This is a genomic window from Collimonas sp. NPDC087041 (genome assembly GCF_044745265.1).
Lineage (GTDB): Bacteria > Pseudomonadota > Gammaproteobacteria > Burkholderiales > Burkholderiaceae_D > Collimonas.
Map to the genome: position 1 here is coordinate 294947 of NZ_JBIUZX010000001.1, position 26284 is coordinate 321230.

Sequence of the window (26284 nt, forward strand, 5' to 3'; positions counted from 1 at the left end):
ATGTCTGAAAAACGTCACGCCGCACTCGGAATCCATGGCGCCGAGACAGCTTCCGCGACACAAGCGCCACATTATCCGCGCGCGGCGATCCTGAAGCGCGCCCGCTTGGTTGTCGCTTGCATTCTTGTCTTGCTGCTGCTGGGGGCTGTTGTCACGGTTGTAATGCGTTTTGCCCACGCACGCACGCTGAATGCATCGATCGGCGAGAATGCCCGGCTGTACGTGACCACAACCAACGCCAAACAAGCTGCCAGCAGCGAACCCGTCACCTTGCCTGGCACCTTGCAGGGCATCATCGAATCAACGATTTATGCGCGCAGCAGCGGCTACCTCTTGCGCTGGTATAAAGATATCGGCGCCAGCGTCGCCAGAGGCGAGTTGTTGGCCGATATCGATACGCCCGAAGTCGACCAGCAATTGTCGCAGGCCATCGCTGCACGCGACCAGGCTGCCTCCAGCCTGGACCTGGCCAAGACCTCCGCCGAACGTTGGGAAGCGTTGCGCAAGAAAGATGCGGTAACGCAGCAGGAGCTCAATGAGCGCAGCAGCGCCTACACGCAGGCGCAAGCCAACCTGGCAGCCGCTGACGCCAATGTGCGGCGCCTGCAAAAGCTGGAAGGCTTCAAGAAGGTGATTGCGCCGTTTGCCGGTGTGGTGACGCGCCGCAGCGTCGATGTCGGTGATCTGATCGATGCCGGCAACGGCGGCGCCGGACGGGCATTGTTTTCGTTGGCGCAGGTCGACCGGCTACGGGTATATGTGTATGTTCCGCAAGCTTATGCGCAACGTATCAAGGTCGGCGATCCGGTCGATGTCAGGCAAACCGAGCTGCCCGGCCAGGTATTCCACGGCACCGTGGTGCGTACTGCCGGCGCAATCGACGTCGCTACCCGCACCATGCAGATGGAGATCAACCTGCCGAACCAGGAGCACGCCTTGTTGGCTGGCGCTTATGTACAGGTGGCGTTGCCGGTCAGCGGTACATCCGATGTGTTGATCGTGCCGTCGAACGTGATTTTGTTCCGGCCTGAAGGCACGCGCATTGCGGTGGTCGACGGCAATGGGAAGATCAAACTCCATCCGATCGTCATCGGTCATGATCTCGGCAATTCGCTGGAAATCCTGAGCGGTATCAGCACTGCAGACAAGCTGGTGCTGAACCCGCCGGACTCCCTGGCCGACAACGACGCCGTGAGCATTGTGCCGCCGAAGGCAGCTGCGCCGGCTGCAGCTGCGGCTGCGGCGAAAGCCAAATCATGAAACCCGCGCGCCGCTCAGCATTGCTCGCATCGCTTGGCGTTGCCACCTTGCTGGCGGGCTGCGCCAGCGGTCCGGATTACAAGAAGCCGGATATCGAGATGCCTGCGGCCTGGCAATTCGAGGCGCCATTTCACGAAGCCACACCCAACGATGGCGCATTGAAGGGCAACTGGTGGGAATCTTTCCAGGACGAGCGCTTGAATCAATTGGCGCAGCAGGCCTTGGCGCAGAATCAGACTTTGCGCATCGCCGCCACGCGCCTTGAACAGGCCCGCCAGCAGGTTACGGTGAGTAGCGCTGGACTGTTTCCGCAGGTTAGCCTGCAGGCCGGCGCTGCCCGCGAAAAGATATCAGCCAACCGGCCACTGAGCGCCTATGGCACGCCGAACCAGTCGACCGTGCAAAACAATTTCCAGCTTGGCTTTGCAGTCAATTATGAAGCCGACTTGTTTGGGCGGGTGCGGCGTACCGTGGAAGAGGCGCGTGCCTCGTCCGAGCAGGCCGCCGCCGATTTCGAAAATGCGCGGCTGGTGCTGTTGTCGGAACTGGCCGCCGATTATTTCAACCTGCGTGAGCTCGATGCGGAAATCGATGTCGTGCGGCAGGGTATCGGATTGCAAGAAAAGGCCTTGGAATTCATCACTGCGCGCCACGATCTTGGCATCGCCTCGGGCCTGGATCTGGCGCAACAGCAAGCGCTGCTCGACACCAATCGGACCCAGCTGGAACTATTGCAGAACCAGCGCATGCAATACGAACACGCGCTGGCCACCATGACCGGCACGCCAGCCCCGCAATTCAAGCTGGAGCCGACGCTGACCAAACCGGTCCTGGCGTCGTTGCCGGTCGGCCTGCCATCCGATGTGTTGCAGCGCCGCCCCGATGTGGCTTCCGCCGAACGCGCAATGGCTGCCGCCAATGCCGGCATCGGCGTGGCGCGCGCCGCTTACTTCCCGACCATCCTGTTGCAGCCAAACGGCGGCTGGGACAGCAACCAGATCGGCAACCTGCTGAGTGCGCCCAGCCTGCTGTGGTCACTTGGCGCGTCCCTGACACAAACACTGTTCGATGCCGGCAAGACCCGCGCTACTGTCAAGATCGCCGAAGCTTCGTACACGGCCTCGGTGGCCAATTACCGGCAAACCGTGCTGGTCGCCATGCAGGAAGTCGAAGACGGGATCGACGGCCTGGCGATACTCGGCCGCGCCGGCAAACAGGCCGAAGCCAGCGTGCGCAGTTCGCAACGCGTGCTCGATCTTGCCAACGATCGCTATACCGGCGGTCTCGATACTTATCTCGACGTCATCACCGCACAGCAGTCGTTGCTGACCAACCAGCGCCAGGCCGTGCAGATCAACGGCCAGCAGATGCTGACCGCGGTCTACCTGGTCAAGGCGCTGGGCGGCGGCTGGCAGGGTGATGTCATGCAGGTTGCAAAGTAAGATGCACTAGCGCAGCAGCGGTGTGACGATCCGTTCCAGCCGTTCAGCGGTCCAGACCGGCTCCTTGTCTTTCCAGCCATTGTCGACCAGTACCCCGTCACGGTCGATGGTGAAGTTGACTGGAATATGCCAGATGCGCCCATAGTCGCCCGCCCAAGGATTGCCCAGTAAGCCAACCGGGAAACTCAGGCTGGCCGCGACTTTTTTCACTTCCGCCAAATCGTCCGGACTGTCCAGGCTGAACCCCAATACTTCGAGGCCCTGCTTGGTGTGGCGCGCGGCATAAGCCGAGAGCAGCGGCAGCTCCTCGCGGCATGGTCCGCACCAGGTCGCCCAGAAAGTCAGGATCACTACTTTGCCCTTGAGATCGCGGCTGTCGATACTGCGTCCGTCCAATGTGTGGAGGATCAGCTGCGGCGCCGCTTTGCCGACTTCCAGGTTATTCGCGTTGGCCATGGGCGACCAGCCGAAAATGCTTAGCCCAAGCCAGCAGGCCAGGGCGGCACGCAGCCAGTGACGACGTCCCGTAAAAGCCAGGGCAGGGACGAGCGACATGTTTTTGAAATCAGAACGCATAGCTGACACCCACGTTGCCGGTCCAGCGCGGAAACACCTGGTAGCCATCGAGTCGGCTATAAATGGCGCGCTGCACGAAGGCATAGACATGCGTGTTCTTCAACACGCTGAACGTCACGCCAGGACTGAGATAGGCGACGGTGCCGGCGGTATCGGTGGTATCGGCCAGCGCACCCTGGTCGGCGCTCTTGCGGGAAATGTTGACTTGCAGTTGCGGCACCACGTCTGGATTGGCTTCATAGCGCAAACCAAAACTCACGGTGCTGGTATTGCCGGGACGATAGTCGCTGCCAACCTGGTCGAGTTTCGTCATGACCGCTGCCTGGAACTGGCCATTGATGAAAGCGTCGAAATCCTGGCTGATCGGCTGGAAATAGTAAGCGCCAAGAATCAGGTCGGTGCTGCCGGTGCCTGGCTGCAGGCTGGTGTCGAGCGCCTGGCCGGCACTGGCGTTGGGGCCGCTTGAAAAGAACACCGGATTACGCCCGACGGTCGCGCCGGTGAGGACATTCTGTCCGCCGTAATTCCCGGTCGGCAGTTTGATGCCGAACTGCACGCCCAGATTATGCGTCGGCAAGAATCCCTGGTAACTGGCCAGCAATTTGATGTCGCCCAGGCCGCTGCTGTTGACGCCGCTGACATTCGACGGGTTGAGCTGGTCGCTGGTGGCATTGCCGTAAGTAGTGTGGCTGCGATCAATGTAAGGAATGATCGCACCGAAATTCCAGTTGGCGTTCGGCGCGTAGTTGATGCCCAGGTTGATATAGCGATTGATCGTTTGCTTTTCCACTTCCTGCTCACCGCCGGCGTCGTTGATGCTGGCCGGCCGCGTATTCGGCACTGCGCTGGAACCATAGCGCAATTGATTCTGGTTGATAAAGTTGTATCCCAAACTGATGCTCCAGCCAGGCTCGGCCGAGTAACCGGTCGCCGCGTCGGTGCTCAATGAGCAACCGCAGGTGGCGCATGCGTAGGCAGCGCCGGGCAAGAACACGCTCGCCGCCAACGGCAGCGCATAGCGCAGCATTGCGCCTTTATTCATCAACATCATTTCTCCGATTCATACAAAAATGCGCGCATGCGTCCATCTTGGACGTCGATACGCATTGGTTTTCTGTAAATTTTGCCAGGCAAAAGGCCGCTCCTTGTCACATCGCCATGAAGACGCCGCGAATCAGGGAGCGGACAGGAACAGACGAATCAGGAAACGAAGGGAGGGTCGCGCGGGCGCCCGGATGGGAAGGTGAAAATCGGAACGAAGGCGACCGGCTCCGAGATGCGGGGAGCAACGAACACCGCATCCGTCAAAGCCTGGGGCGGTGCGACGATGGTGGCGGCGACATGGTGCGAAAAGAAACTGCAATAACCGCAGGCATCCATCTGGTCATGCGACCCGGAATGGCTGGCGGCGGAATGTTCATGGACGACAGAAGAGCAAACGATCTCAACCGGTTCCTTGGCGCGCGCCGAGGCAATCAGCTGACATGTCAGCGGCGCAAAGACGACAAGCAGCATGGCAACCAGGCCAAGCCATGCGACAGCGTGCTTGTGAATTCGGAGCTTCATATCTGTTGGGAAAAAATGTCTGTAGGGATTTTACGCCGATTCGTTAAGGAATCGGTCGTGGATTGCGCATGGAATGTTTATCGCCTGGAGTTGGATTTTTTTAGAGGAGCATTCGGCGATACAAAGGCGTATTGGTATTGGTGAGGTGGCTGGCAAATGATTGCCGCATGGAAAATTACTGATGTAAATGAGCAACAATTTGTTACATGATGAAAAATATTTCTCTTTTCCAAAGATTTCTTTAGGAGAACATAATGTCGTTTTGTAAAATCCTGCCTCGGGGAAATAATAAAGAAGGCAACAAATGGGGAAGTCTGCGGAGTTCACAAACAACCATCCGTTGGTATCGGTAAGGCATTTACGTTTGCAACGAAAGCCAATCGCACTGTTGATCAGTTTGTGGCTAGGAACATCGGGGCTGAGCTGGGCTGCTGGCATCGTCAGCGATGGCGGCACCGCAACCACCGTCAACACTGCCGGCAACGGCAGGCAAACAGTCAATATCGCGCCCGCGGTGTCGGGCGTTTCCCATAACACCTACAGTCAGTTCAATGTTGGTCAGGCTGGCGCCAGTCTCAACAACGTCGGCGTCAATGCCCGCAACATCGTCAATCAAGTGACCAGCACCAATCCGAGCCTGATTCAGGGCGATATCACGGTTCTGGGGCCGCGCGCCAACGTGATTCTGGCTAATCCCAACGGGATTACGGTGAATGGCGGATCGTTCGTCAACACCGGCAACGTTGCTTTGACTACGGGGCAGGTATCGTTCAACGATTTCATTCCCGCACCTGGCCTGACCCAGCGCAATATTGTGTTGAATACCAGCCAGGGCCAGATCGTCATCGGCCCGGAGGGATTGAGCGGCGCGATGCTGAATCTGGAGTTGATTGCCAAGAGCCTGGTAGTGAATGGGCCGGTAGCTAACTCCTTCAGCGGTAGTTCTGCCGGGATTCGTGCCGTCGCCGGCGATAGCCATGCAGAGATCGATAGCAGTGTTTCCCCAACCGATAATCTGACACCGTGGATCAACTACACCTCTCCGAATACCAAGAACGCCGTGACGGCGATAGACATCACGCCGCTGGGTAGTTTGACCGCCGGGCGCATTGAATTGATCGTCACCGATCAGGGAGCGGGAGTGCATCATGCCGGCGCAATGTACGCCAACGTCGGTGATTTTTCTGTTTCTGCCAGTGGCGATATTCAGCTCGCTGGCGGCAGCATCGCCGCTGCCGGCAACCTGATCGTGGCGGCACCCGGCTTGAATGTCGCAAGCGGCATGAATGGTAATCCGTCGTTAAGCGCTGGCGGTAACGTCGACATTCGTTCCAGTTCGGTGCAATTGGCGAATGCCACGGTCACCGCCGGCAGTCCGAAAATCACCCAAGCCGGCAATATTCTGCTCGGTGTCCAAGGTGCCGCAACGACAACCGATACGACCATAGCCAATAGCAATTTGACTGCTACCGGCGGCATCGGTGTGTTCAATCAGGGACACGCGCTGCAAGTCAACGCCAGCACCTTGAATGCGGCTCAGAATGTGTTGATCAACGCCGACAGCGTCAACCTGATATCTGGTTGGAACGGTCAGGCGGCAGCGCCGACGCAAGTCAACTCGAACGGTGGCACAGTTGGCATTACTTCGTCCGGAGCATTACAAATGTCCGGCGCCCAGGTCAATGGTACGGCGGGCAGCCTGGTTGATGTCTCCAGCCTGACGCTGGCAGCGTTACATAGCCCGGATGGTAGCAGCGTGCAAAGGGCCGGGTTGCAATCGGCCGGCGGTGCGGTGATGGTGACAGCAACTGGAGCGATCAGCGTTACCGGCTCCGATCTGCTGGCGGCAACCGACCTTGTGACCAACAGCGCCGGTTTTGCCTTGAAAAATGATGGCGCATCCGGTTCCACCGCTGTGGCTAGCAACGGCGGCGTGGTCATTAATAGCAGCGCCGATATCTCGAACAGCGGAAGCCTGATTCAGGGAAAAATGCGAAACGCTGCGAATACTGCTTCGTTAGGAGCTGTCACGCTGATGGCGGCTGGCAACATCCTGAACCAGTCGCCGGACACGAACACGCTGGCAGCGGTATTTGGCGTGAGCGACGATGTGAACTTGAAAGCCAACGGCAATATCGTCAATCACTACGGCCGTATCCTGACCAACAACGCGTTGTACATCAGCGCACTGGGCGACGTCAGCAACATCGTTGACAAGCAAACCGGTAGCAATAACGAACAGCCGCAGAGCAGCCAGAGTCAAGGTACACGCTGGCTCTTCCTGACCAAGAGCACGAATAATTTTTCTGTCGACTACGGTCAACTGGACAGGCCTGATCAATTGTCCTATTTGGTTTCTTATGCGGGAACCACTATCAGCGGCCGTAATGTGCTTAATCTTGGCGGCGTGATTCTTGCCAACGACGCCGGCAATATCACTATCAATGCAACCCAGTCTTTCCAGAATGCAGCCCTGTTTTCCGGGCAAGCGCAATTTCAGCGCAGCTGTCTGTTCATTTGCCACAGCAGTGCATCAAGCACGGTGCAAAGCGTCGGCGGCAACATCAGTGCTGGCAATAATATCCAGATTACTGCCGGAACTACGGCCAGCAATATCGGCGGCACGGTCACCGCGGCAGGCGGCAACCTGACCGTGACTGCACCGACGGTGCTGGCGCAAGGTGTGCTTGGCTACCGGGCCTATGAGCAGGGGAAAGGATTCAAGTCCTGGTTCGGCGACACCTGGGCGCAACTTTATGCAATGGATGTCGGTGGCAGCTGGATGGCGAATGTCGGCAAGATCGTCATCAACGGCCAGGAAATCATCGATGGCGGTTCGTTTAACGGCGCCGGCGGCGTCACCGCGTCAGGTGGCGTCCTAACTCTAAAGAATCCGCAAAACGATCCCGTTACGATTAACCGTCATCTCGGCCTGATCAGCTGGTTGTGGCATTAAAGGCAAATGATGCGATACGTTTTTTATCCGCGTTTGCGGTCATCTATGCTGGCGACAGCACTATTATTCGTCGGCTCGGTCAGCATGCAGTCGGCGTGGGCGCAACAGGCGCCAAGGATTGAACAAGATCCGGCTCAACGCTTGCTGCAGGAGCAGAGGGACCGCGAGCGTGAGCGCGCATTGAATCAGCCGCCGCCGCAGATTACCGTCGCTCAGCCGCCGCCGCAAACGCTGCCGGCCGGGGTGGATATTGAATCGCTGCCCGATGTTGAACCGACGTTCAAGATAGATCGCATCGATCTGGTCGGCAATACTGTGCTGCCGACGGCGCAAGTGGAGGAGATCACCCGTCCGTTCATCGGCAAGCACTTGGGCAGCAATCGTATCAATCTGCTGCTGCGTCGTTTGACTGAGGCGTTTGTCGCGCGCGGGCTGATTACGACGCGTGCCTACCTGGGAGAACAAAATCTCAAGGATGGCAAACTGATCATCACCGTTATTCCAGGCAAGATCGAGGAAATCAAACTCAACGGTATGCCGTTATCGACGGTAAAGGGCTATGCGGCATCCGGTCCGTTGCAGGGCGGTGGCTGGCTGACCGATCGCGGCGTGTTGTTGGCCATGCCCACGGCAGTTGGCGAAACCCTCAACCTGACCGATCTGGAGCAGGGTGTCGAGCAAATCAACCGTCTGCGCCGCAACAGGGCTGAAATGCAAATCCTGCCAGGAACAACGCCTGGCAGCTCCATTGTTGCCCTTAATAATCAACCTGGCGATCGCTTCTGGTACACCGCCGGAGTGGATAACTATGGCAGCAACCAGACCGGATTGGTGCGAACAAATCTGATTGCAGAGGCTGACAACCTGCTTGGTCTACAAGAGATGTTCTCCATCAGCTACAGCGGTAGCCTTGATACCAATGCGCTGGTCGGTTCTGTGACGCTTCCGATTGGCTACAGCACGTTCAGCTATACCGGTGCGATCTCCGAATATCAAAACCTGGTCGGCAGCACGGCACTTTTGTATGGCAATAGCACCAGCCATACCTTTGGCTGGAACTACGTTCTGTCGCGTAGCCAGGCGGTAAAAAACGCCATGGATGTGACACTGTCAAGGCGCAAGGTCGAGCGCAATGTCAATGACTTTGAACTCGACCCACAGCAATTAACCGTATTGCGCATTGCTGCAAATACCTTGCATCGGTTTGCCTTTAATGACCAACAGGCAAGTTGGACGCTGGATGCCGGTGTCTCGCAGGGATTGCGTGCGTTGGATGCCAGCAGTGACGCTCCCGGTATCGCCAGCGGCGACGCACACAGTCAGTTCACCAAGATCGACGCCACGGCAACCCTATCGCTGCCCATGGGAAAACTCGGCTCGACCGCATGGAACTGGCGCGCACAACTTAATGCGCAGTGGAGCAAGCAAGCCTTGTTCGGATCGGAACAGATTTTTGCCGGGGGCATGTCATCTGTGCGCGGATTTCAGGAAGGCGGCGGCAGCAGCGGAGATCGCGGCCTGACGTTACGTAATGACGTGGCGTGGGTCAACGCGCCCGAATTTGCCGGCGTGCACTTCGAACCCTATGTGTTCCTCGATATGGGGCGGACCGAGCTGATTGCGCAGAGAGCGTACCAGCAACTTGTCGGTGCCGGATTTGGAACACGCATGCAAGCCGTGTTTGGCAAGCACCGGCTGACAGGTGAAGTCCTGTTGGGCCGTGCATTGGCGCAACCCGATGGATTGCCACCTAAGAGCACCTTGTTACTCGCCAGTTTGAACTGGTCATATTGATTCCGTCATTCAAAGCAAAGAGGAAAAGCCATGTCTTACGCATCCACATACCGCCAACTGCAGCCACTGTTCGTTGCATGCAGCCTCGCTGCCGCGATGGCCGCACCGATTGCGCATGCGCAAACTGCAACTGCACCGGCGAGTGTCGCCGCGCCGGCCAGCAATCTGGGGCCTGGCGTGATCGCCAAGGTCAACAATGTAGCGATAACTGAAGCGCAGTTGCTACGTGCGGTTCAGCAATCCGGTTTGCCCGATAGCCTGAATTTGCGGGCTGCGTTGAAAAGCCAATTGGTATCGCGGGAATTGTTCCGCCAGGAAGCAGAAAAAAAGCACATTTATGACAGTCGCCCTGAGGTCAAGCAAGCCATGCAAGAGGCCAAGGATGCGGCCATTACGCAACTGTATTTGCGCGACGTAATCAAGCCGGCACCTGTCACCGAACAGCAAGTGCAGGCGCAGTTCGACAGTATCGTGGCTAGCTTGGGCGACAAGGAATACAAGTCGCGGCTGATTCAGGTGGGCGATGCCGCCACGGCTGCCGACGCATTGGCCAAATTGAAGGCTGGCGCAGATTTCGGTCAATTGGCGCAACAGGTGAGCCTGGCGCAAAACAAGGTACGCGGTGGTGAACTTGACTGGATCAGTTTCAAGACCCCGGCACAAGAAGGGCATACGCAGAATCTGCCGTTGCCGATTGCCCAGGCGTTGGTAGGGCTGCCGGTAGGCGGGTTGACGCCGACGCCGGTGAATTGGAACAACACGTACTTCATCCTCAAACTTGAACAGGTCCGTCCGACGCAAGTGCCGAAATATGACGACGTGAAAGCGGTGCTGCGGCAGCAGCAGGAAGTCACGGCACTTGAAAAAGCCACGATTGGCGTTGTCAGCAATCTGGTCAAGCAGGCCAAGATCGAACAGTAAGTGTAGGTAATACCGTAGTTGGAACGTTGTGATTTTTGTCGTCGCAGTCATAGCGTAAAAAATAAAAAATCAGGGAAAAGTATGAATCGCTCGCTCCGTCAATTGCTGTCTCGTCTGGATCAATCGCGTCTGTCGATATCGTTGCGCCGCAGTGGGCTGCAGGCCGATCGTTTGGTCTCGGCGGAGCAGGGCATCATCGGTCTGTCACAGGACGGCGCGCCCCAGGTACGCGTTTGGCAACGCTTAGTTGCTGCGATAGTTGCTTTTACGTTATGGCTGGCTCCTTTGCAGGTGACTTGGCAAAACGCGACGCAATCTGCGGCTCAATTGGGCATCAGCGGCGATGTGCAGCGGGCTGGAAATTCGGCGGCGGATTGGCAATTTTTTACCGGACAGTTGAAACAGAGCTTGGCGAAAGCGCAGCAGGACGGCAATTGGGCGCCGCTGCAGGCGCAGATCGAACAGAAAATGCCGGGCTTTAGCCGTGTGCTGGCAGCCAGGATTGCAGCAGCATTGCCTTCCGTGCAAATTGGCCTTCATGGCGCCCAGGCGGCGCCGATCACTGATCCTAGCGCACCGATACGCTTTCAACCGCAAGTTACCAGTAGCACTGGCGTCGGCGGCAATGTGCCGGTGGTCAATATTACCCAGCCGAACGCCAACGGCATTTCGCTCAACCAATACAGTCAGTTCAACGTCGACGCGGTTGGGTTGATACTTAATAACAGCACGACCGCAGGCGGCAGTCTGTTGGGGGGCAACGTCGCGGCGAATCCTTTCCTGAACGGTCGCACGGCGACTCAAATTATCAACCAGGTCACCTCACAAGGTGGTCCGAGCAATATCGCCGGAACGATAGAGGTTTTCGGCGCTCCGGCTTCGGTCATTGTGGTCAATCCAAATGGCGTGAATTGCACAAGTTGCGGCTTTGTGAATGCGCCGCATATCACCTTGAGTACCGGGACGCCGCAGTTCCTGAGCGGCCCGGGCGGCAGCACCACTTCGTTCGACAATGCGGCGGCGCTGTCCTACAACGTCCAGGGAGGCCGGATTCAGATTGAAGGCGCACCTGGTGCAAATGGTACGCCGGGTGCGGGTATAGAAGGAACTGTCGGCGCAATCGATTTGATCGCCGGCAGCATCGGCATCAATGCACCGCTTTACGCAGGTCAGCAAATCAATTTGATCAGTGGTCAGCAAGTTGTGGCGCAAGCGCAGCCGGGACAAGGCCGTGCCGGTAGCGACTATCAAGTCAGCAGCAACGGCGCCAATACTGCCGCCAGCAATACGTCAGCACAAAATGGTTTGCAAATCGATGCCAGCGCATTCGGCGCGATGACGGCGGGGCAGATCAAGGTTATTGGCACCAGTCAGGGACTAGGCGTACGTAACGACGGCACCTTGACCTCCAGCGTGGGGGCACTGTCGATAGATGCCAACGGAGATGTCCGGGTTGGCACCACTTATGCGCAAACCACGGTCGGCGTCACGACGAGCGGCAATGTCATCGCTAACGGCGACAGCCTCGGCGAACAAGCTGTTAACATCGCAGCCAACGGTAATGTGCAAGTCAACGGCAGCATCCAGTCGCAGCAAAACGTCAATCTGCAAGCCGGCGGCAATATATCCGGTACCGGCGGCGCGGTCGCGAACACCATTACGGCGAGCGCCGGCAACTCGCTCAGTTTGGGCGGCACCGTCCAGGCGACCAATGCGCTGAATCTTACTGCGCAGGGACACGATGGCACAGGGGACATTACCCTGGGCGGCAATGTAACAGCTCCGAACCTGACAGCGATCAATGCGGCGCGCGACATCACCATCGATGGCAGCATCACCAGCGCCACCACCTTGGCGCTGGCGGCGACACGCAATCTGACGATCAATGGCACCGCCGGATCGATTGGCGATTTGAGCCTGAAGGGGCAGCAGGGTAGCGTCATCACTACCGGCAATGTGGTCAGCTCCACCGGCAACGTGAATGTCGTGGCAAATACAGACGCCAATCTGGGCGGCCAGGTCTATGCGGCACAGAGCGCCCAACTGCAAGCACAGAACGGCAGCATCACCGTCGGCGGTACGCTGGCAGCACAACAGCAGGTAAGTGCCACAGCTGCCAACGATATTGCTTTAGGCGGCAGCACGCAATCCGGCGCCAACACCAGCATCACGGCCGCCAACGGCAGTGTGGCGTTGAACGGAGATTTGACCTCAGGTGGTGTGGTCGGCGTCACTGCAGGACAAAACATCACCGGTACCGGTAAATTAACCGCTCAAACCGATACGACGTTAACTGCCGGGCAGGGCATCGCCATCAGTGGCGCCCTGCAGGCCGGCGGTAATCTGAATGCAACAGCTGGCAGGGATCTCTCGCTGGCGGCATTGACAGTCGGCGGCAACAATGGCGGCAGCGCCAAGCTGCAAGGCGCCAATGTCACGCTGTCCGGCCCGAGCGTGGTCGGCAATGCCAGTGGCGGCAATCTGACGATCGGCGCCAGTAATGATGCGAACTTGGGTGGTCAGACCCAGACTACTGGATTGCTGCAAGTAACAGCTGGGCGCGACATCAGCGTCAACGGCGGCACACTCTCCAATGGTTCGACGACGTTGAGTGCGAATCGCAATCTGGCCGTTGGTGGCACTGTCATCGCTCTGGGAGATATGAACCTGAGCGCGCAGACCGGAACACTGAAGACTACCGGTAGTGTGCTGGCAATGTCCGGGTTGACGGCCAAATCAGGTGGCGACTTCAATCTTGGCGGACAAGTCTATGCGCAGAACGCAGCGGTCTTGCAGAGCCAGAACGGTAGCCTCAACGTTAGCGGCGATGTCAATGCACAAAGCAGCTTGCAGGTAAGCGCGGCCAATAATGCTACGCTGGGCGGTACCACTCAGGTTGTGGGCGACACGACAATTACGGCAACATCCGGGGACATAACTCTGGCCGGTAACCTGGCCGGACATACTGTGGGAACCCTGACCGCAGGCGGCAGCATCAACGGCGCCGGCAATACGCAATTCACGCAAGATCTCACGCTCGGCGCGGCCAAGGATGTTGCCTTGGCGGGCACAGTTGGCGTTGGAGCGAATCTGAATGCGACTGCGGGTAACAACCTCGCGCTGGGTGCAACCACAGTGATCGGCAATGCAACGCTGGCTGCTACCCGAGGTAATGTCGGTCTGAACGGCGCCACGACTGCTGGCGGCAACATTCAGGCCAACGCTGGAACCGACCTGATTGCCGCTGGTGCCGTCAACAGCTTGCAAAATATCACTCTCAACGCTGGACGCAACCTGACGACGCAAGGCAGTATCGGCGCGAGCAATACGCTGACTGCCGGCGCCGGTCAGGCGTTGGCGTTGAATGGCGTCACTACCAGCCTGGGCAATGCGACCCTGACGGGAGCCAATATTGGGACCGGAGGCGATCTCAATGTGGGCGGCACGCTGCAAGCCACCGCGCAAAATAATCTCAGTCTGACTGGCGGCTTGCTGACAGTCGGCAAGGATGCCAATCTGGCTGGCGCCAACATTACGCTGGGTGGCGTCGCAAGCGCCACCAGCATCACGGCAGCCAATCCGAATCCGGTCAACGCCATCGGCGGCAATTTGACCGCGACAGCCGGCAACAGTGTGACCACCAACAATGTCGGTGTCGTCAAAGGCAACGCGACCTTGAACGGCGCCAACAGCGCGACCAACAACGGCAACTGGCTGGCAGCGGGCAATGTCAATATCACGACGCAGCAGGCGGCCAACAATGCTGGTGCAGCCTTGCAATCGCTGGGTACCGCAACAATCAACACCAGCAATTTGACAAATGCTGGCACGATCTACGGCGCCAGTACCAACGTCAACGCCAACAACAGCATCATCAATAACAATGGTTCGTTATTGGCTCGCGACAATTTGAATCTGGTGACCAATACTTTCGCCGCCAATCAAGGTGGATTATTGTTTGCCGGTGATACTAGCGCCTCCGCATCGGCATCGCCTGCATCCGGTAATGTCAGTTTGACTGTCAATGGCGGCGCCGGCAGTTTCAACAACGCCGGTGGCCAGATCCTGGCTGCCAACAACGTCACATTGGCGTTGCGGAACCAGGATGTCGATCCGACTGCAGTGGCATTTGGCACAGTCAATTTGAACGGTACGCTGACGTTGATCGCGCAATCGATCAACGTCAATGGCAATTGGAATTTGCCAGGTTCAGGTTTGAACCTGCAAGCGACCAATGCGTTTACCAACACCGGTACGATCCAGAAATCCGGTGATATTTCGATCAGCGGCGCGTCCTTCACGAATAGCGGCAGCGTCATTTCCGGCAATGACCTGACGCTAAATGGCGTGATCACCAATCAGGCTGGCGGTACCCTCCATGCCGATCGCGATGTCAATCTGGGTGGCGTAGTCACCAACGCCGGCAAAGTAGAAGCGGTACGAGATGTCAATCTGTCTGGTGCCAGCTACGACAATACCGGCGGCACGACCACGGCCAACCGCGACGTGAACGCTACGTTGTCCGGCACACTGACCAATGTCGGCAGCACCATCACAGCGGCCAACAATGTCAATATCAACGCAGCAACAGTCAATAATAACCGTGCTGCGCCGGTATTCTTGCAAAACACCACAACTTCGGTGATTGACCCGGCATTATTGGGACAAGCGCTTGTCGGCACCCAGCAAATTCAAACCGGCGGCGGCTGCAGTGGTGACAATTGCCAGCCAATCAGCTACGTCACCCAAAACGTGACACTGGCCGATTTGAGTCCGAATTATTCGGCGGGGACGCTCAAGGTCACCAGCGTCTATGAAGTAGTGCCGAACGATGACGGGAGCGGCGGCAGTCACTTTGCCAATGTATGGCATTTTGCTGGCGACAATCCGGAGACGCTGACAACCCCGACGACCCAGTTGCTGGCCTTGCCAACAGTGCAGACAACGGTACAGAGTCAGACTAATGGTCAGCAAGGCCTGATCACGGCAGGTGGACAGACCAGCATTACCGCCAACAGCTTGTCCAATCGTGGCAGCACCATCAGCGGCAACAATGTAGTGCTGAACGTACAGAGCCTGGATAATGGCCGTTCCGACACGATCATCACCTCCAAAACCAGCACCTTGGTTGATCAAGCTGGATTGAATAGTTTGATTGCGCAAATTGCCGGACTCGGTGTCAGCGCCATCGGACAACCGAATATCGCTACCTGTCCTGGAGAGTCTCAGGGTGGTTGCACCTCAACGCTGGTGATTCCCTACCTGACACCTGCGGCTGCAGGAACCAGTGTGGCGCCAAGCACCGGCGGCACTACCACGGCATTAGGTGTGCGCGGTCAGATCGTCGCGAACCAGGATATGCAGATTAGCGGCGGCAATTTGGTCAACGCCGGCAATATCGTTGCGGGGCGAGATATTACGTTCAATGTGGCAGGGCTGACCAATCAGGGAGAGAGTAGCTATAACGTGCTGACTCAGGGTAGCTTGGTGGTGGCAAACCAGGTTGGCTTTACGGTGAGCGACAATTTTAATCCGCTGTCGCAGAGCATTGCGATCACACAGGATCCTGCGATCATCGTCGCCGGGCGTAATCTTGCGATTAATGCGGGCAGCGTCACCAACAACAATGCCAACCTGGCGGCATTGAGCAATGTCACGATTACCAGCCCGGGCACTGTCAGCAACCAATCCGGCACAATCCAGGCAACGAACGGCGATGTCAGCATCACTGCCGGGCAGTTGAACAATGCGCGCAGCGGTGGCACTGTCGGCTTGCAATCCCGCCAGACCACGTTTGCCGGCCAAACCGTGGCCGACTTGAACCAGGACTTCTTTGGCGTGACAGAGCAAGCCGAAACGTCGCAGGCAGCTGTCATCAATGGCGCCCGCAATGTAACGATCAATAGCGCCACGCTGAACAATAACGGTAGCTTGATCAATGCCGGACAAAATGCCAATATCACCGTCACCAGCGCACTGAACAACAATGCGGATGTACTGGCAGTGACCAGCTACCACAGCCATGTCGAAAACCATTGCAGCCTGGGTTCGTGCGACCACGTGCGCGAGAACGATCCCGTCAACAACAATACGCCGAATCAATCCAACAGTGTCATCCAGGCTGCGGGCAGCCTGAACGTCAACGGCCAGGGTGGCCAGTACGCCGCGTTGCAAAACACCGGCACCATCAGCGGTTACCAGGTAAACCTGACCGGCAGCAATATTACCAACGGCTATACCAACCCGCAAATCATGACGCCGGCCGGTTCCAGTCCGAAAAACGTCATCCCGCTCGGGCCGATAGGCGTACCGAGCGCAGCAGCAAACGCCCAGAACGGTGCGAGCCAGGCCGCAGGAGCCGGCGGCGCCACGAGCCAAGTCAACGCCAATCCAAATGTGGGGCAGCAAACAGCAGTGCCGACAGCCACCGCAAACGGTAGCACCGGCAATAACGCGACATCCACGGGAGCTATTGGCAGCCAGGGTTTCAGCACGGCCCCGACTTCCACTGTCGGCAATGGCAACTTCCATTTCACTGGCACCACGCCAACAGGGCAGGCGAGCCTGCCGACGCAAGGCAGCAGTAGCGATCCGAAATACGTGATCAATAATCCGGCCAGCAATGTGCTGGGCGGATTGACGCCGCAGGTTTTGTTGAACAGCTTGCCGCCGGCATTGCAGCCGAACGGCTCGGTGCCGTTCTACTTCGATCCCTTTACCGAAGATCAGAAACTGCAACAGGCCGCGCTGGCGCAAACCGGCAATGCCAGTTTTGTCAGCGGCGTGCAATGGGACAACCAGACGCAGGTCAGCCTGGCCGATCAGCAAAAGGCGGTCCTGTACAGCAACGCGATCAACTACGCGACCGAGAACAATATCCAGTTAGGGCAAGCGCTGTCGCAGCAGCAGATCAACCAGTTGACCGCGCCGATGCTGTGGTACGTCGAGCAAACGGTTCCTGACCCCAGTTGCACCGCCACAGGCACCTCTCAATGCGGGACCATCAATGCGCTGATGCCGCAGGTCTATCTGCCCCAAGCCACGCAAGGCGCGCTGGCAGGCGGCGTCATCCAGGGCAATCAGGTCACGCTGACCGCAACCGGCACCGGCGATGCAGACCATCCCAACGGTACGGTCACCAACACCGGCTTCATCAGCGCCCAGCAACTGATCATCAACGCGCAGCAGCTCAACAACGAGGCGCGCAACGCCGATATCGGTGTACAAACCTATCGCACAGACAAGCAGGGCTACACCAAGGTAACCGGCGACGAAGTCCAGCCGGGCGGCTTCCTGTCGGCCGCCAACTACCAGCTCAACGTCGACCGCGTCAACAGCGTCAGCGGCCAGTTCCAGCAACTCAATGCCGACGGCAGCGTCAACCAGGCCGGTAGCCAGGCCTTGCTGGACAACCTGCAGCAGCAATTGGGCAGCGATTTCACCCAAAGCACGGCGCAGAACCATATTCAGCAGGAGTGGGTACAGACCAAGAAGGCTGATCCAACCGCTTCGATTGTGATGATCGCTGCCGCGATTGCTATTGCAATAGTGACGGCAGGTGCGGGGGCTGCGATAGTTGGAACAGTGGCAGGAATGTCATCAACCGCAGTTGGTGCGAGTGCTGTAGCGTCAGCGGTGGCGGCAGGGATACAAGGTGCAATTGTCGGCACCCTGAGCAGCATGACTGGCCAGCTCATCACCAATGGCAGCATTGATATCGGGCAGGCCCTGAAATCCGGTGCAGTCAGCGGTTTGACTGCTGGCGTGACGAACGGTGTCCTTGGGAATATGAACAGCCCAGGCACGGTCACTCCTGGCGTTGATGGCGCACAGCCGATCAGCCAAGGTAGCTGGAATAACTTCGTCAATAACCCAAGCCAATACGTTGCGACCAGCGTCGTGCGTAGTGGTATTAGCGCGGCAATTAATTCTGCAGCTTACGGTGGCAGCTTTGGTAATGCCTTTGCAAACGGAATGATCGGTGACGCGGCGGCAGTTGGTGCTAACGGTATCGGGGCAAATTTAGCCGGAATCAACGCTGACGGTGCGACTGCGACCAGTATTGTCGCGAACGTCAGCAGTCATGCGTTATTGGGATGTGCGGCGGCGAGCTTAGGTGGCAACAGCTGCGCCAGTGGCGCGATTGGCGGCGCGACGAGCGCGATTGTTGCACCGTTGATTCGGGATGTGATTTATGACGGGACGCAAACCATTAGCACTATCAATAACGGCGACGGTACGCAGACTACGACGACTAGCTACATTAATGCGAACTATAACGCCGCCATTGATGCGTTAGCGATCCTTGCTGGTGGAGGGGTAGCAGCGGCGTTAGGTCAGAATGCGACCGTAGCTGCCAATGCGGCCGCGAATGAAACCATTAACAATGCTACCAGCATCAAGATTTCCACTACAACAGTGCCGCTTCCGATTGTTGTGCCAGTTGGCCCATTTCTAACAATTGCTCCGGGGCCAATTACACTGACGAGTGGCGGCATCACGGCGGACCCAGTCGGAAAAAATCTCTACGGTTTGATTAGTGGTGGTTTGAGCGGCTTGAAAACGCTGATAACCGATCCATCGACTGCGTGGAGTAATTTTCAAAAAAATATCTATGATGATTTTGGTATATCGATCGGTGTTAACGGGAAGCCGATCACCGCTCCGCAAGCCAGTGGTCCGCTGATTAACCCGGGTGATCAGTCAAGCGGTAATAATATTCTGGTGAATCCAGCGGCGCAGCCCCAAGGGTCTAATATCATAAGCACTCCGACTAACCAGTCTGGGGGCAACAACGTGTTGGTGAATCCGGCTGCTCAGCCCCAGGGATCTAATGTCATATTTAATTCGGGGAATTCGGGGAGCAGTGGGTCATCATTTTCAAGCAATGCTACAAACAACTCTCAGCAAGGGTTGGACTGGTCGATTGTTAGCAAATCTGGCGAAACGCGAGCCGATCACGTTATTGATCAGCACGGGGATCTCAACCTTAATAAGCCGAACCAAGGCGTTTTCTATGGCAATCCTGTGTCGGTAGTGAACGACGCTTGGAATGCTGTCCAGCAAAATGGCATCCAACCGGTAACCAACGGCGGTACCGATATTTACGTTGTACCACGTCCGAACTCGGGATATGCTGGCGGCTACACTGGGCAGCAACAAAACTTGAATACGGTGACCATCATTACGGTGCATGGGACGAATCAAGTTATTACCGCATTCCCTGGTAATGGTCTACCTTTGCCGAAAGCTCCCTAATCATGACGTATTCGCACTACGCTGTTGTCAACGAAATATGTTCGGTCTGTAGTCAGGGTAGAGTTCTTGTGGCCTCCGAGAGAGGGGGGCACACTCTCTTCGTTATCTGCGAGGATTGTGAATCCGAGTGGCGTGAGCCGAATGAATCTCACGATGCGGCTTTAGCTACCCGAGACAAGCATACGTTCTCGCATTACCTTGAGCCTGATGAATTGGCGGACCATCAGTGGTACCCTTTGATACTAAACAGGTAACCGCAACATGGGGTATTAAAGGGAGGTCGGGGGGCTTGCAATGACACATTTAATGATTTGACGCAGGACAATCTGTACACGATATTTGCTTTGGCGTTGTGGCGTTGTGGCGTTGTGGCGTTGTGGCGTTGCGGCGTTGCGGCGTTGTGGCAATGTGCCATTGCAAGAGCTGATCCCAATCTCTTCGGCTGCCATCGGCAGCCAAGGTTTCAGCACGGCCCCCACATCGACCGTCGGCAACGGCAACTTCCATTTCACCGGCGCCACGCCAAGCGGCCAGGCGAGCCTGCCAACGCAAGGTAGCAGCAGCGATCCGAAATATGTGATCAATAATCCGGCCAGCAATGTGCTGGGCGGATTGACGCCGCACAGAGATCGGGGTCAGGTCTTGCAGAGATCGGGGTCAGGTCTTGCAATGACACATTTCCTGTTTTAATGTGAGGGCTATGTCAAGGCCCTTAAGATTAGAACTCGCTGGTGGTGTCTATCACGTTACCTCGCGTGGGGACAGGCGCGAAGATATCTATATCGATGACCAAGATCGATTGATGTGGCTGGAAATTTTTGAGCAGGTCTGCAAGCGTTTCAATTGGACTTGTCATACCTGGTGTCAAATGTCCAATCATTATCACGTTGTGGTGGAGACGGCGGATGCCAATTTGTCGCAGGGCATGCGCCAACTCAACGGCGTCTATACGCAAAGCACAAACCGCAGGCATGGCCGGGTCGAGCATGTGTTCCAGGGGCGTTATAAAGCCATCTTGGTCGAAAAGGACAGTTATTTGCTTGAGTTGTCACGGTATGTCGTACTCAATCCTGTTCGGGCGCGCATGGTGAAGGATATTGGCAAGTGGCGATGGAGTTCTTATGCTGCGATGTTGGGAGGGGAAGTTGCTCCCGGCTGGCTGCAGACGGATTGGATATTAGGGCAATTCAGTCGTCAGCGGAAAAGAGCAATTGCCAAATACATTGATTTTGTACGCGCAGGTATAGGCTTGCCCAGCATTTGGGAAAATGTGCGCGGGCAAGTCTATCTTGGCGGCGACACCTTTCTAGAACACGTGCAGGATTTTCTTGATTTAGAAACCCTAGAAATCCCACGCGCACAACGACACCCGAATGTACGTCAACTCTCGTTTTATAGCGACAACGATCGTGATGCGAAGCATGCGATGGCAGCGGCGTTTGCCAGTGGAAATTATACTTTGCATGAGATTGCCGAGCATTTTTGCGTGCACTATTCCACGGTTAGCCGAGCGATAAAGAAGGCTGAAAAAGAATTTTAGCAGTACTGAAGACAGCGGATTCCACGTGGACTCCTGGTGCGGTGTTGTGGCAATGTGTCATTGCAAGACCTGACCCAAATTTTCACAACGGCAACGGTGAATATTGCTGTTCAAAATACTTCTCTATCTAATCCAGGAATGTGTGCGGGTTGCATACAAACGATTCCAAATTTTGCTATTAAAAATCCGAATTTGCAAATCAACGTATTTCAGGGGTCAACAGGAGTTAATCGATGAGCAAAGACGTATTTAAACTTTTGGCAGGAAAAGATGATGTTGAGTCCAAGGCTGTTATTGGATATACGGAAAATGAGATAAATAAAATAGAAGCTCTGTATGACATTAAAGTCAAAGGTGAATTCCGTGATTTTATGCTACAAATGGGACGATCTGATGGTGGATTAATTGGAGATGACCCCATTGTTCTTTATAGACCAGCATGGACGGTTCGTGGTCAAATTTTATTTCAAATAAATTTGTTTAATTCACTTCAAGAATATGGCGCTTGGGATCAAATAAATAAACCATTTTCTTTCTCGCGAGAAAGTGAGACACAATATTATTACCTGCAAACGGAGAAAAATGATGGTCTTGTATATCATTTCGATGAAAATGCGGGGAGTGTTGAATGCACAAATTTAACTTTCCTTGAGTATCTTCTCGATGTGCGGAAAAGGTATCCTTATAAAGGAGTCGTTTGCAAGGGTGAGTTGATTGTTGTCTAATCACTTTTGAGAAAATGGGAAGTCGGGGTCAGATACGGTAATGAAGGAGAAATCGGGGTCAGATACTGTCTTGAATAGCAAGCCCGTTCGCTAAATAATTTGGATCGAAGCAGAGGTCGGGGTCAGGTACCGCCTTGTAGAAGTTGCGATTAGGTTTTGCAATGACATATTTTATGTTTTAGAGCGAACAATCTGCACTCGATTTTTACTGTGTTAATGCAAAACCTGATACCAATTCTCTGCTTGGAAAGAAATGGGCTGGCAGTGAAGATTTCATTAATTAACAACGGGAAGCTTACAAATTTCGGATTAAATTTGGTAATGCTCCTGGGATTTGCAGTCATGGCAGGTGGATACTTTTTCACAAGTATTCACTGGCTAAAAATTGTAGTCATGAGCATCGGGTTAGCAATTGCCGCCATTTCTGGTTATGGGGCAAAGGTGCAAGCTTGGGGGGATAAAACCTTTTTCTAAAAAAGAAGAGTGGCGCACAGTAAAAAAACATACCAAGCAGACTGAGTCGCCATCAGTAGCCTAGCCACTCTCAATGCTGCCATTGCGGCCGCCGGCAATACCAATCCGAACCTTCCTTTTCCTGCGCCATACACAGCATCTCTTCCGCGCGATTGATGTTGTATTGTTAATTGCCATGTGTCAATATGGCATGTTTGTCTTCACCATCTTTAGCCATGCATTTTGCCCGCCCAATCTCGCCACAGAACCGATTTTTCTGTGACAGGAAGCGGGCATTTGCATGTTTCATGTACGGCGAAAACAAACACCAAAATCAGTTTTTCAATTTCTCATAACAAAACAACCAACTGCAGGGGGATTTAACATGCATTTTTTACGAAACATATGCGCGATGGCCGCCGTTGTCGTGATGACGGGTTGCTCGGTCATGGCGCCGCAGTATTCGGCATCAATCGATAACGTACAAAAACTCAAGGATTCTGGCGACTACTCGGCAAAGGTTGGCGCATTCACTTCCAAGCCTGGTCAGGGGAACGTCAATCCGATTTCGTTGCGCGGCAGCTCCATGAATTCTCCTTATCAAAGTTCGTATGCGAAGTACGTGGAAGAGGCGATCAAGCAGGAATTGTCCTTGGCTAACAAGATGGCGCCGAATGCGAATGCTGAGGTGTCGGGAACGCTGTTGAAGAATGATTTGGATTCCAGCGGTTTCTCTACCGGTACAGGTGACATAGAAGCGCGGTTCGTCGTCAAGAAGCAGGGGCAAATCTTGTACGATCAAGTGAAGTCTGCACATCGCGAATGGCCGTCGTCGTTTGCCGGCGCGGTAGCGATTCCGCGTGCGATGCAGGAGTACACAATCCTTGTGCAAAATCTGTTGGCATCTCTGTACGCAGATCCTGCCTTCCTTAGCGCATTGAAGTGATTTAAGCCGATCAAAATTTAAAAAAACAAATAATGAATATCACAAAATATATTTCATCGATTGCTGCTGTCGTGATCCTGGCTGGCTGTGCACATCCTATGAGTGTCACTCCGAATGTCGACAGCATCAAGCTCACATCTACCGATCAGACGATCAAGAAGAATGTCGCTTACTACATAGCCGATGACGTGCGCATCAAGGAAGTCACCACGCCGGGTGGCGGTGGCGACAAGGTAACTTATGCGCCTTATCGCGATATGGAAACGGCGTTTTACAAGATGTTGTCGAACGTGTTTGCCAGCGTCACAAAATTGAGCAAGGCGGACGACAAGGATGCCATCGCAAAGAATAAAATCGATTACGTCATCACGCCGCAACTGGTTACAAATTCATCGTCTTCCAGCGCGCTGACCTGGCCGCCAACGCAGTTCAGCGTCGACATGACATGCAGTGTCAGCGACGTTAACGGCAACGTGCTGGTTGCGCAGAAAGTGGAAGGGCAGGGGCATGCAGAATATGCGGAATTCAAAAAGGATTTTTCCTTGTCCGGTAAGCGGGCAATGGAAGATGCGTTGATGAAGATGCAGACTGCGCTGATAGAGGCTCCGGCTTTGCGTCAATAGCGCTTGCCGATGCAGTGATACGGCCGTGCCTTCCGGTCGGCAAAGGCCGTAGCTAGTTGGCCACGTTCGACTTCGAAGTGCCGCTGCAGTAGTCATTTAAAAGTGGCCGTTCAAACCTGACCGGTGCCGCTCGCTAACAGAGCGGCGCCGGTTCAGCTGAATCGATTTCCTTCGTGATGAGGTGGTGCGCAATCATCAAGCTTTACGCAACGCATCAAATTAAACTGCGCGATGCATCAAGATGCCCCTGAGAATGTCTGCCGCTGCAGTTGCTCAAACGAAGTAATACGCCCAGCCAACGCACTGGCCGCAACCGTATATGGACTAGCCAGCCAAACATTTCCCGGGCCGGAGCGACCTGGAAAATTGCGATTGATTGCGCTGATGGTGACATCACTCTTATTCGCCGACTGACCTGGCCCGCAATTGGCACACGAACCGCAACCGGGCATGACAATGGTCACGCCGGCTTGTTCAAATACCGACAAATAACCTTGCTCCTGGCAGTAATTGCGCACGTCCATGGTGCCAAATTGCAGGAACAACGTTGTGTGCGATGGGATCGCAAGGCCGTGCGCTAATCCCCACTGCAAGACTTCATGATAAAAATCGAAGTCAGCGCGTTTGCCTGCCGTGCAGGAACCGCCGTAGGCGATGTTGATGGCGACATCCTCCGTCAATGCATCGGCAGCAACGCCGTTACCAGGATCGCCTGGACGTGCCAGCATAGGTCCTATGCTGGCAGCGTCGATACGAATCACCTGGCGATAAGTGGCATCGGCATCGCTACGCATCCAGCTCTGCAATTGAAAATCGATACCGCGTCGTTCTTTTAAAAAATCGACTGTCTTTTGATCCGGTTCAACGATGCCGGTAAAGCCGCCCAATTCGGCAACCATATTGGTCAGGGTTGCGCGCTCGTCGATAGTCATTGCCCGCACCGCCTCACCACCATATTCGAACACCAGACCAATCACTTCACCATTGCGTATTGGCTCCAATTGCAACAAATGCAGCACCAGATCTTTGGCGGTGACATCGGCGCGCAAAAGACCATCAATTTCGATGCGCACGGTTTCCGGTATCTTGCAGCGCACGTAGCCGGTCACCCAGCTATTGGCGATTTCAGTCGCGCCGGCGCCGAAAGCCAGGCAACCCAGTGCGCCAGAGTGGGGCGTGTGTGAATCGGTACCCACCACAACTTGTCCGGGCAACGCGTATTTTTCGATCATCATGGCGTGGCAAATGCCTTCCGCACCAGAATCGTGTTCTAGTTTTCCATGCGAACGCACCGGATAATCTTTGCTAAAGCTTGTGTGTCCGGCTCGCAAATTGGCAACCCCATCCAATAAATTTCCTTGTATATGCGGGATGCTTTGCGCGGCCAAGACCAAGTGATCTTCAAAGGCGATGATACTTTCCGGCGCATGTAATGTTGCCGGCTTTCCGAAAGCACGATGCATTAAATGCGCGCACATGCCGGTGAAATAATCGTGGCTGAAACGCCAATCGGTGGCAACGAAAACACCGTCGCCACGCGTGGCGTTCGTGGTGTCTGGATGCAAATGTGCTGTGATGATTTTTTCGACTAATGTCTTCGGTGTTTTTGGGAATTGCTTCTTTTGTTCTTGTTGCGTGGATGGCGACAGTGGTCGAGCAGAAATTTTGCTGTACGCGAGCAAGCCGCCACAACGGATAATGTCCTGTGTCAGTTGATCTCGGCCTTTGAGGAATTCTTCGATCGGGATGGATTCTGAGGCAAGTATCCTGTCCAGAATAGAAAAATCGGTGGTGGTCAGGATGCCGATATTGTCGCAATTTTGCTGATAAATTCTTTCAAAGCTTTCCGCAATAATCAGCCTGATCCCTGCCGACAACTCTGCCAGTGGGCTGGATTCGCGCGATGAGCCCTTGCCGTAACGCTTGCCAGCCACCGTGACCTGGAAGCCGCCGTCTTTAATCGCGTTCTTGCCGATGGGCGTTTCATCGCCTGCTTGAAAGCCGACATAAGGAACATCGGCCAATCGTTCGTCGTAGACCATCATGACTGTCACGGGCGTAATCTCGTCGGTCGATATATTGTCGCGCAACGGACACGCCTCGGCCAGGGTGATGGCTTGGCCATCAAGCTGGGTTTTCATCACCGCCGCATCTGCCGATAGAAATAAAATTCTTCCATCAAAATGGATGTTGTCTTGTGTTTGATGGACTTGAGGCATTTGAT

16 protein-coding genes are annotated in these 26284 nt (G+C 55.4%); 12 read left to right on the forward strand and 4 right to left on the reverse strand.

Annotated features, from left to right (window positions below; genetic code table 11):
* Both ACIPF8_RS01345 and ACIPF8_RS01350 read left to right on the forward strand, forming a co-directional pair.
* Positions 1-1260 (forward strand): efflux RND transporter periplasmic adaptor subunit, encoded by a 1260-nt coding sequence (locus tag ACIPF8_RS01345; protein ID WP_400416685.1) that lies wholly within the window; start codon positions 1-3, stop codon positions 1258-1260.
* Positions 1257-2702, forward strand: a complete 1446-nt coding sequence (locus ACIPF8_RS01350; protein ID WP_400416687.1) for an efflux transporter outer membrane subunit — start codon at positions 1257-1259, stop codon at positions 2700-2702. The genes ACIPF8_RS01345 and ACIPF8_RS01350 overlap by 4 nt, the downstream gene beginning before the upstream one ends.
* A gap of 6 nt (positions 2703-2708) precedes the next feature.
* Here the strand turns inward: ACIPF8_RS01350 and ACIPF8_RS01355 are convergent, their stop codons facing one another.
* The 3 genes from ACIPF8_RS01355 to ACIPF8_RS01365 all read right to left on the reverse strand — a co-directional run bounded on the left by ACIPF8_RS01355 (position 2709) and on the right by ACIPF8_RS01365 (position 4844).
* Positions 2709-3278: a peroxiredoxin family protein gene (locus ACIPF8_RS01355; RefSeq protein WP_400416689.1), complete on the reverse strand. Its 570-nt coding sequence runs from the start codon at positions 3276-3278 to the stop codon at positions 2709-2711.
* On the reverse strand, positions 3268-4305 hold the full coding sequence (locus ACIPF8_RS01360) for a transporter (RefSeq protein ID WP_400417007.1): 1038 nt from the start codon (positions 4303-4305) through the stop codon (positions 3268-3270). The genes ACIPF8_RS01355 and ACIPF8_RS01360 overlap by 11 nt, the downstream gene beginning before the upstream one ends.
* Positions 4306-4478: 173 nt before the next feature.
* The gene (locus ACIPF8_RS01365) at positions 4479-4844 is read right to left on the reverse strand and encodes a DUF2946 domain-containing protein (protein ID WP_400416691.1); all 366 of its coding nucleotides are present in this window, start codon (positions 4842-4844) and stop codon (positions 4479-4481) included.
* A gap of 364 nt (positions 4845-5208) precedes the next feature.
* On the opposite strand from ACIPF8_RS01365, the gene ACIPF8_RS01370 reads away from it, so the two are divergent.
* The 10 genes from ACIPF8_RS01370 (at position 5209) to ACIPF8_RS01415 (ending at position 24060) form a co-directional block, all read left to right on the forward strand.
* A complete protein-coding gene (locus ACIPF8_RS01370; RefSeq protein ID WP_400416693.1) occupies positions 5209-7800 on the forward strand; it encodes a filamentous hemagglutinin N-terminal domain-containing protein in 2592 nt (863 codons plus the stop codon).
* A 6-nt stretch (positions 7801-7806) separates the two neighbouring features.
* Positions 7807-9594 carry a ShlB/FhaC/HecB family hemolysin secretion/activation protein gene (locus ACIPF8_RS01375; RefSeq protein WP_400416695.1) on the forward strand — a complete coding sequence of 596 codons (1788 nt, stop codon included), beginning with the start codon at positions 7807-7809 and terminating at the stop codon, positions 9592-9594.
* Between the two features lie 96 nt (positions 9595-9690).
* A complete protein-coding gene (locus tag ACIPF8_RS01380; protein WP_400417008.1) occupies positions 9691-10515 on the forward strand; it encodes a peptidyl-prolyl cis-trans isomerase in 825 nt (274 codons plus the stop codon).
* Positions 10516-10596: 81 nt separating this feature from the next.
* Positions 10597-19773, forward strand: coding sequence for a hypothetical protein (locus ACIPF8_RS01385; RefSeq protein WP_400416697.1), 9177 nt, complete (start codon positions 10597-10599; stop codon positions 19771-19773).
* Positions 19774-20187: 414 nt separating this feature from the next.
* Entirely contained in the window at positions 20188-20463 is a 276-nt protein-coding gene (locus ACIPF8_RS01390) for a hypothetical protein (protein ID WP_400416699.1), read from the forward strand.
* A gap of 10 nt (positions 20464-20473) precedes the next feature.
* On the forward strand, positions 20474-21313 hold the full coding sequence (locus ACIPF8_RS01395; protein ID WP_400416701.1) for a transposase: 840 nt from the start codon (positions 20474-20476) through the stop codon (positions 21311-21313).
* A gap of 233 nt (positions 21314-21546) precedes the next feature.
* The gene (locus ACIPF8_RS01400; RefSeq protein ID WP_400416703.1) at positions 21547-22038 is read left to right on the forward strand and encodes an SMI1/KNR4 family protein; all 492 of its coding nucleotides are present in this window, start codon (positions 21547-21549) and stop codon (positions 22036-22038) included.
* 216 nt (positions 22039-22254) lie between these two features.
* A complete protein-coding gene (locus ACIPF8_RS01405) occupies positions 22255-22512 on the forward strand; it encodes a hypothetical protein (RefSeq protein ID WP_400416705.1) in 258 nt (85 codons plus the stop codon).
* A gap of 280 nt (positions 22513-22792) precedes the next feature.
* Positions 22793-23437, forward strand: coding sequence for a hypothetical protein (locus ACIPF8_RS01410; RefSeq protein ID WP_400416707.1), 645 nt, complete (start codon positions 22793-22795; stop codon positions 23435-23437).
* A 32-nt stretch (positions 23438-23469) separates the two neighbouring features.
* A complete protein-coding gene (locus ACIPF8_RS01415) occupies positions 23470-24060 on the forward strand; it encodes a hypothetical protein (protein WP_400416709.1) in 591 nt (196 codons plus the stop codon).
* 236 nt (positions 24061-24296) lie between these two features.
* On the opposite strand, the gene ACIPF8_RS01420 is transcribed toward ACIPF8_RS01415, so the two are convergent.
* Positions 24297-26279, reverse strand: coding sequence for an aconitase family protein (locus ACIPF8_RS01420; protein WP_400417009.1), 1983 nt, complete (start codon positions 26277-26279; stop codon positions 24297-24299).
* Positions 26280-26284 lie beyond the last annotated feature (5 nt).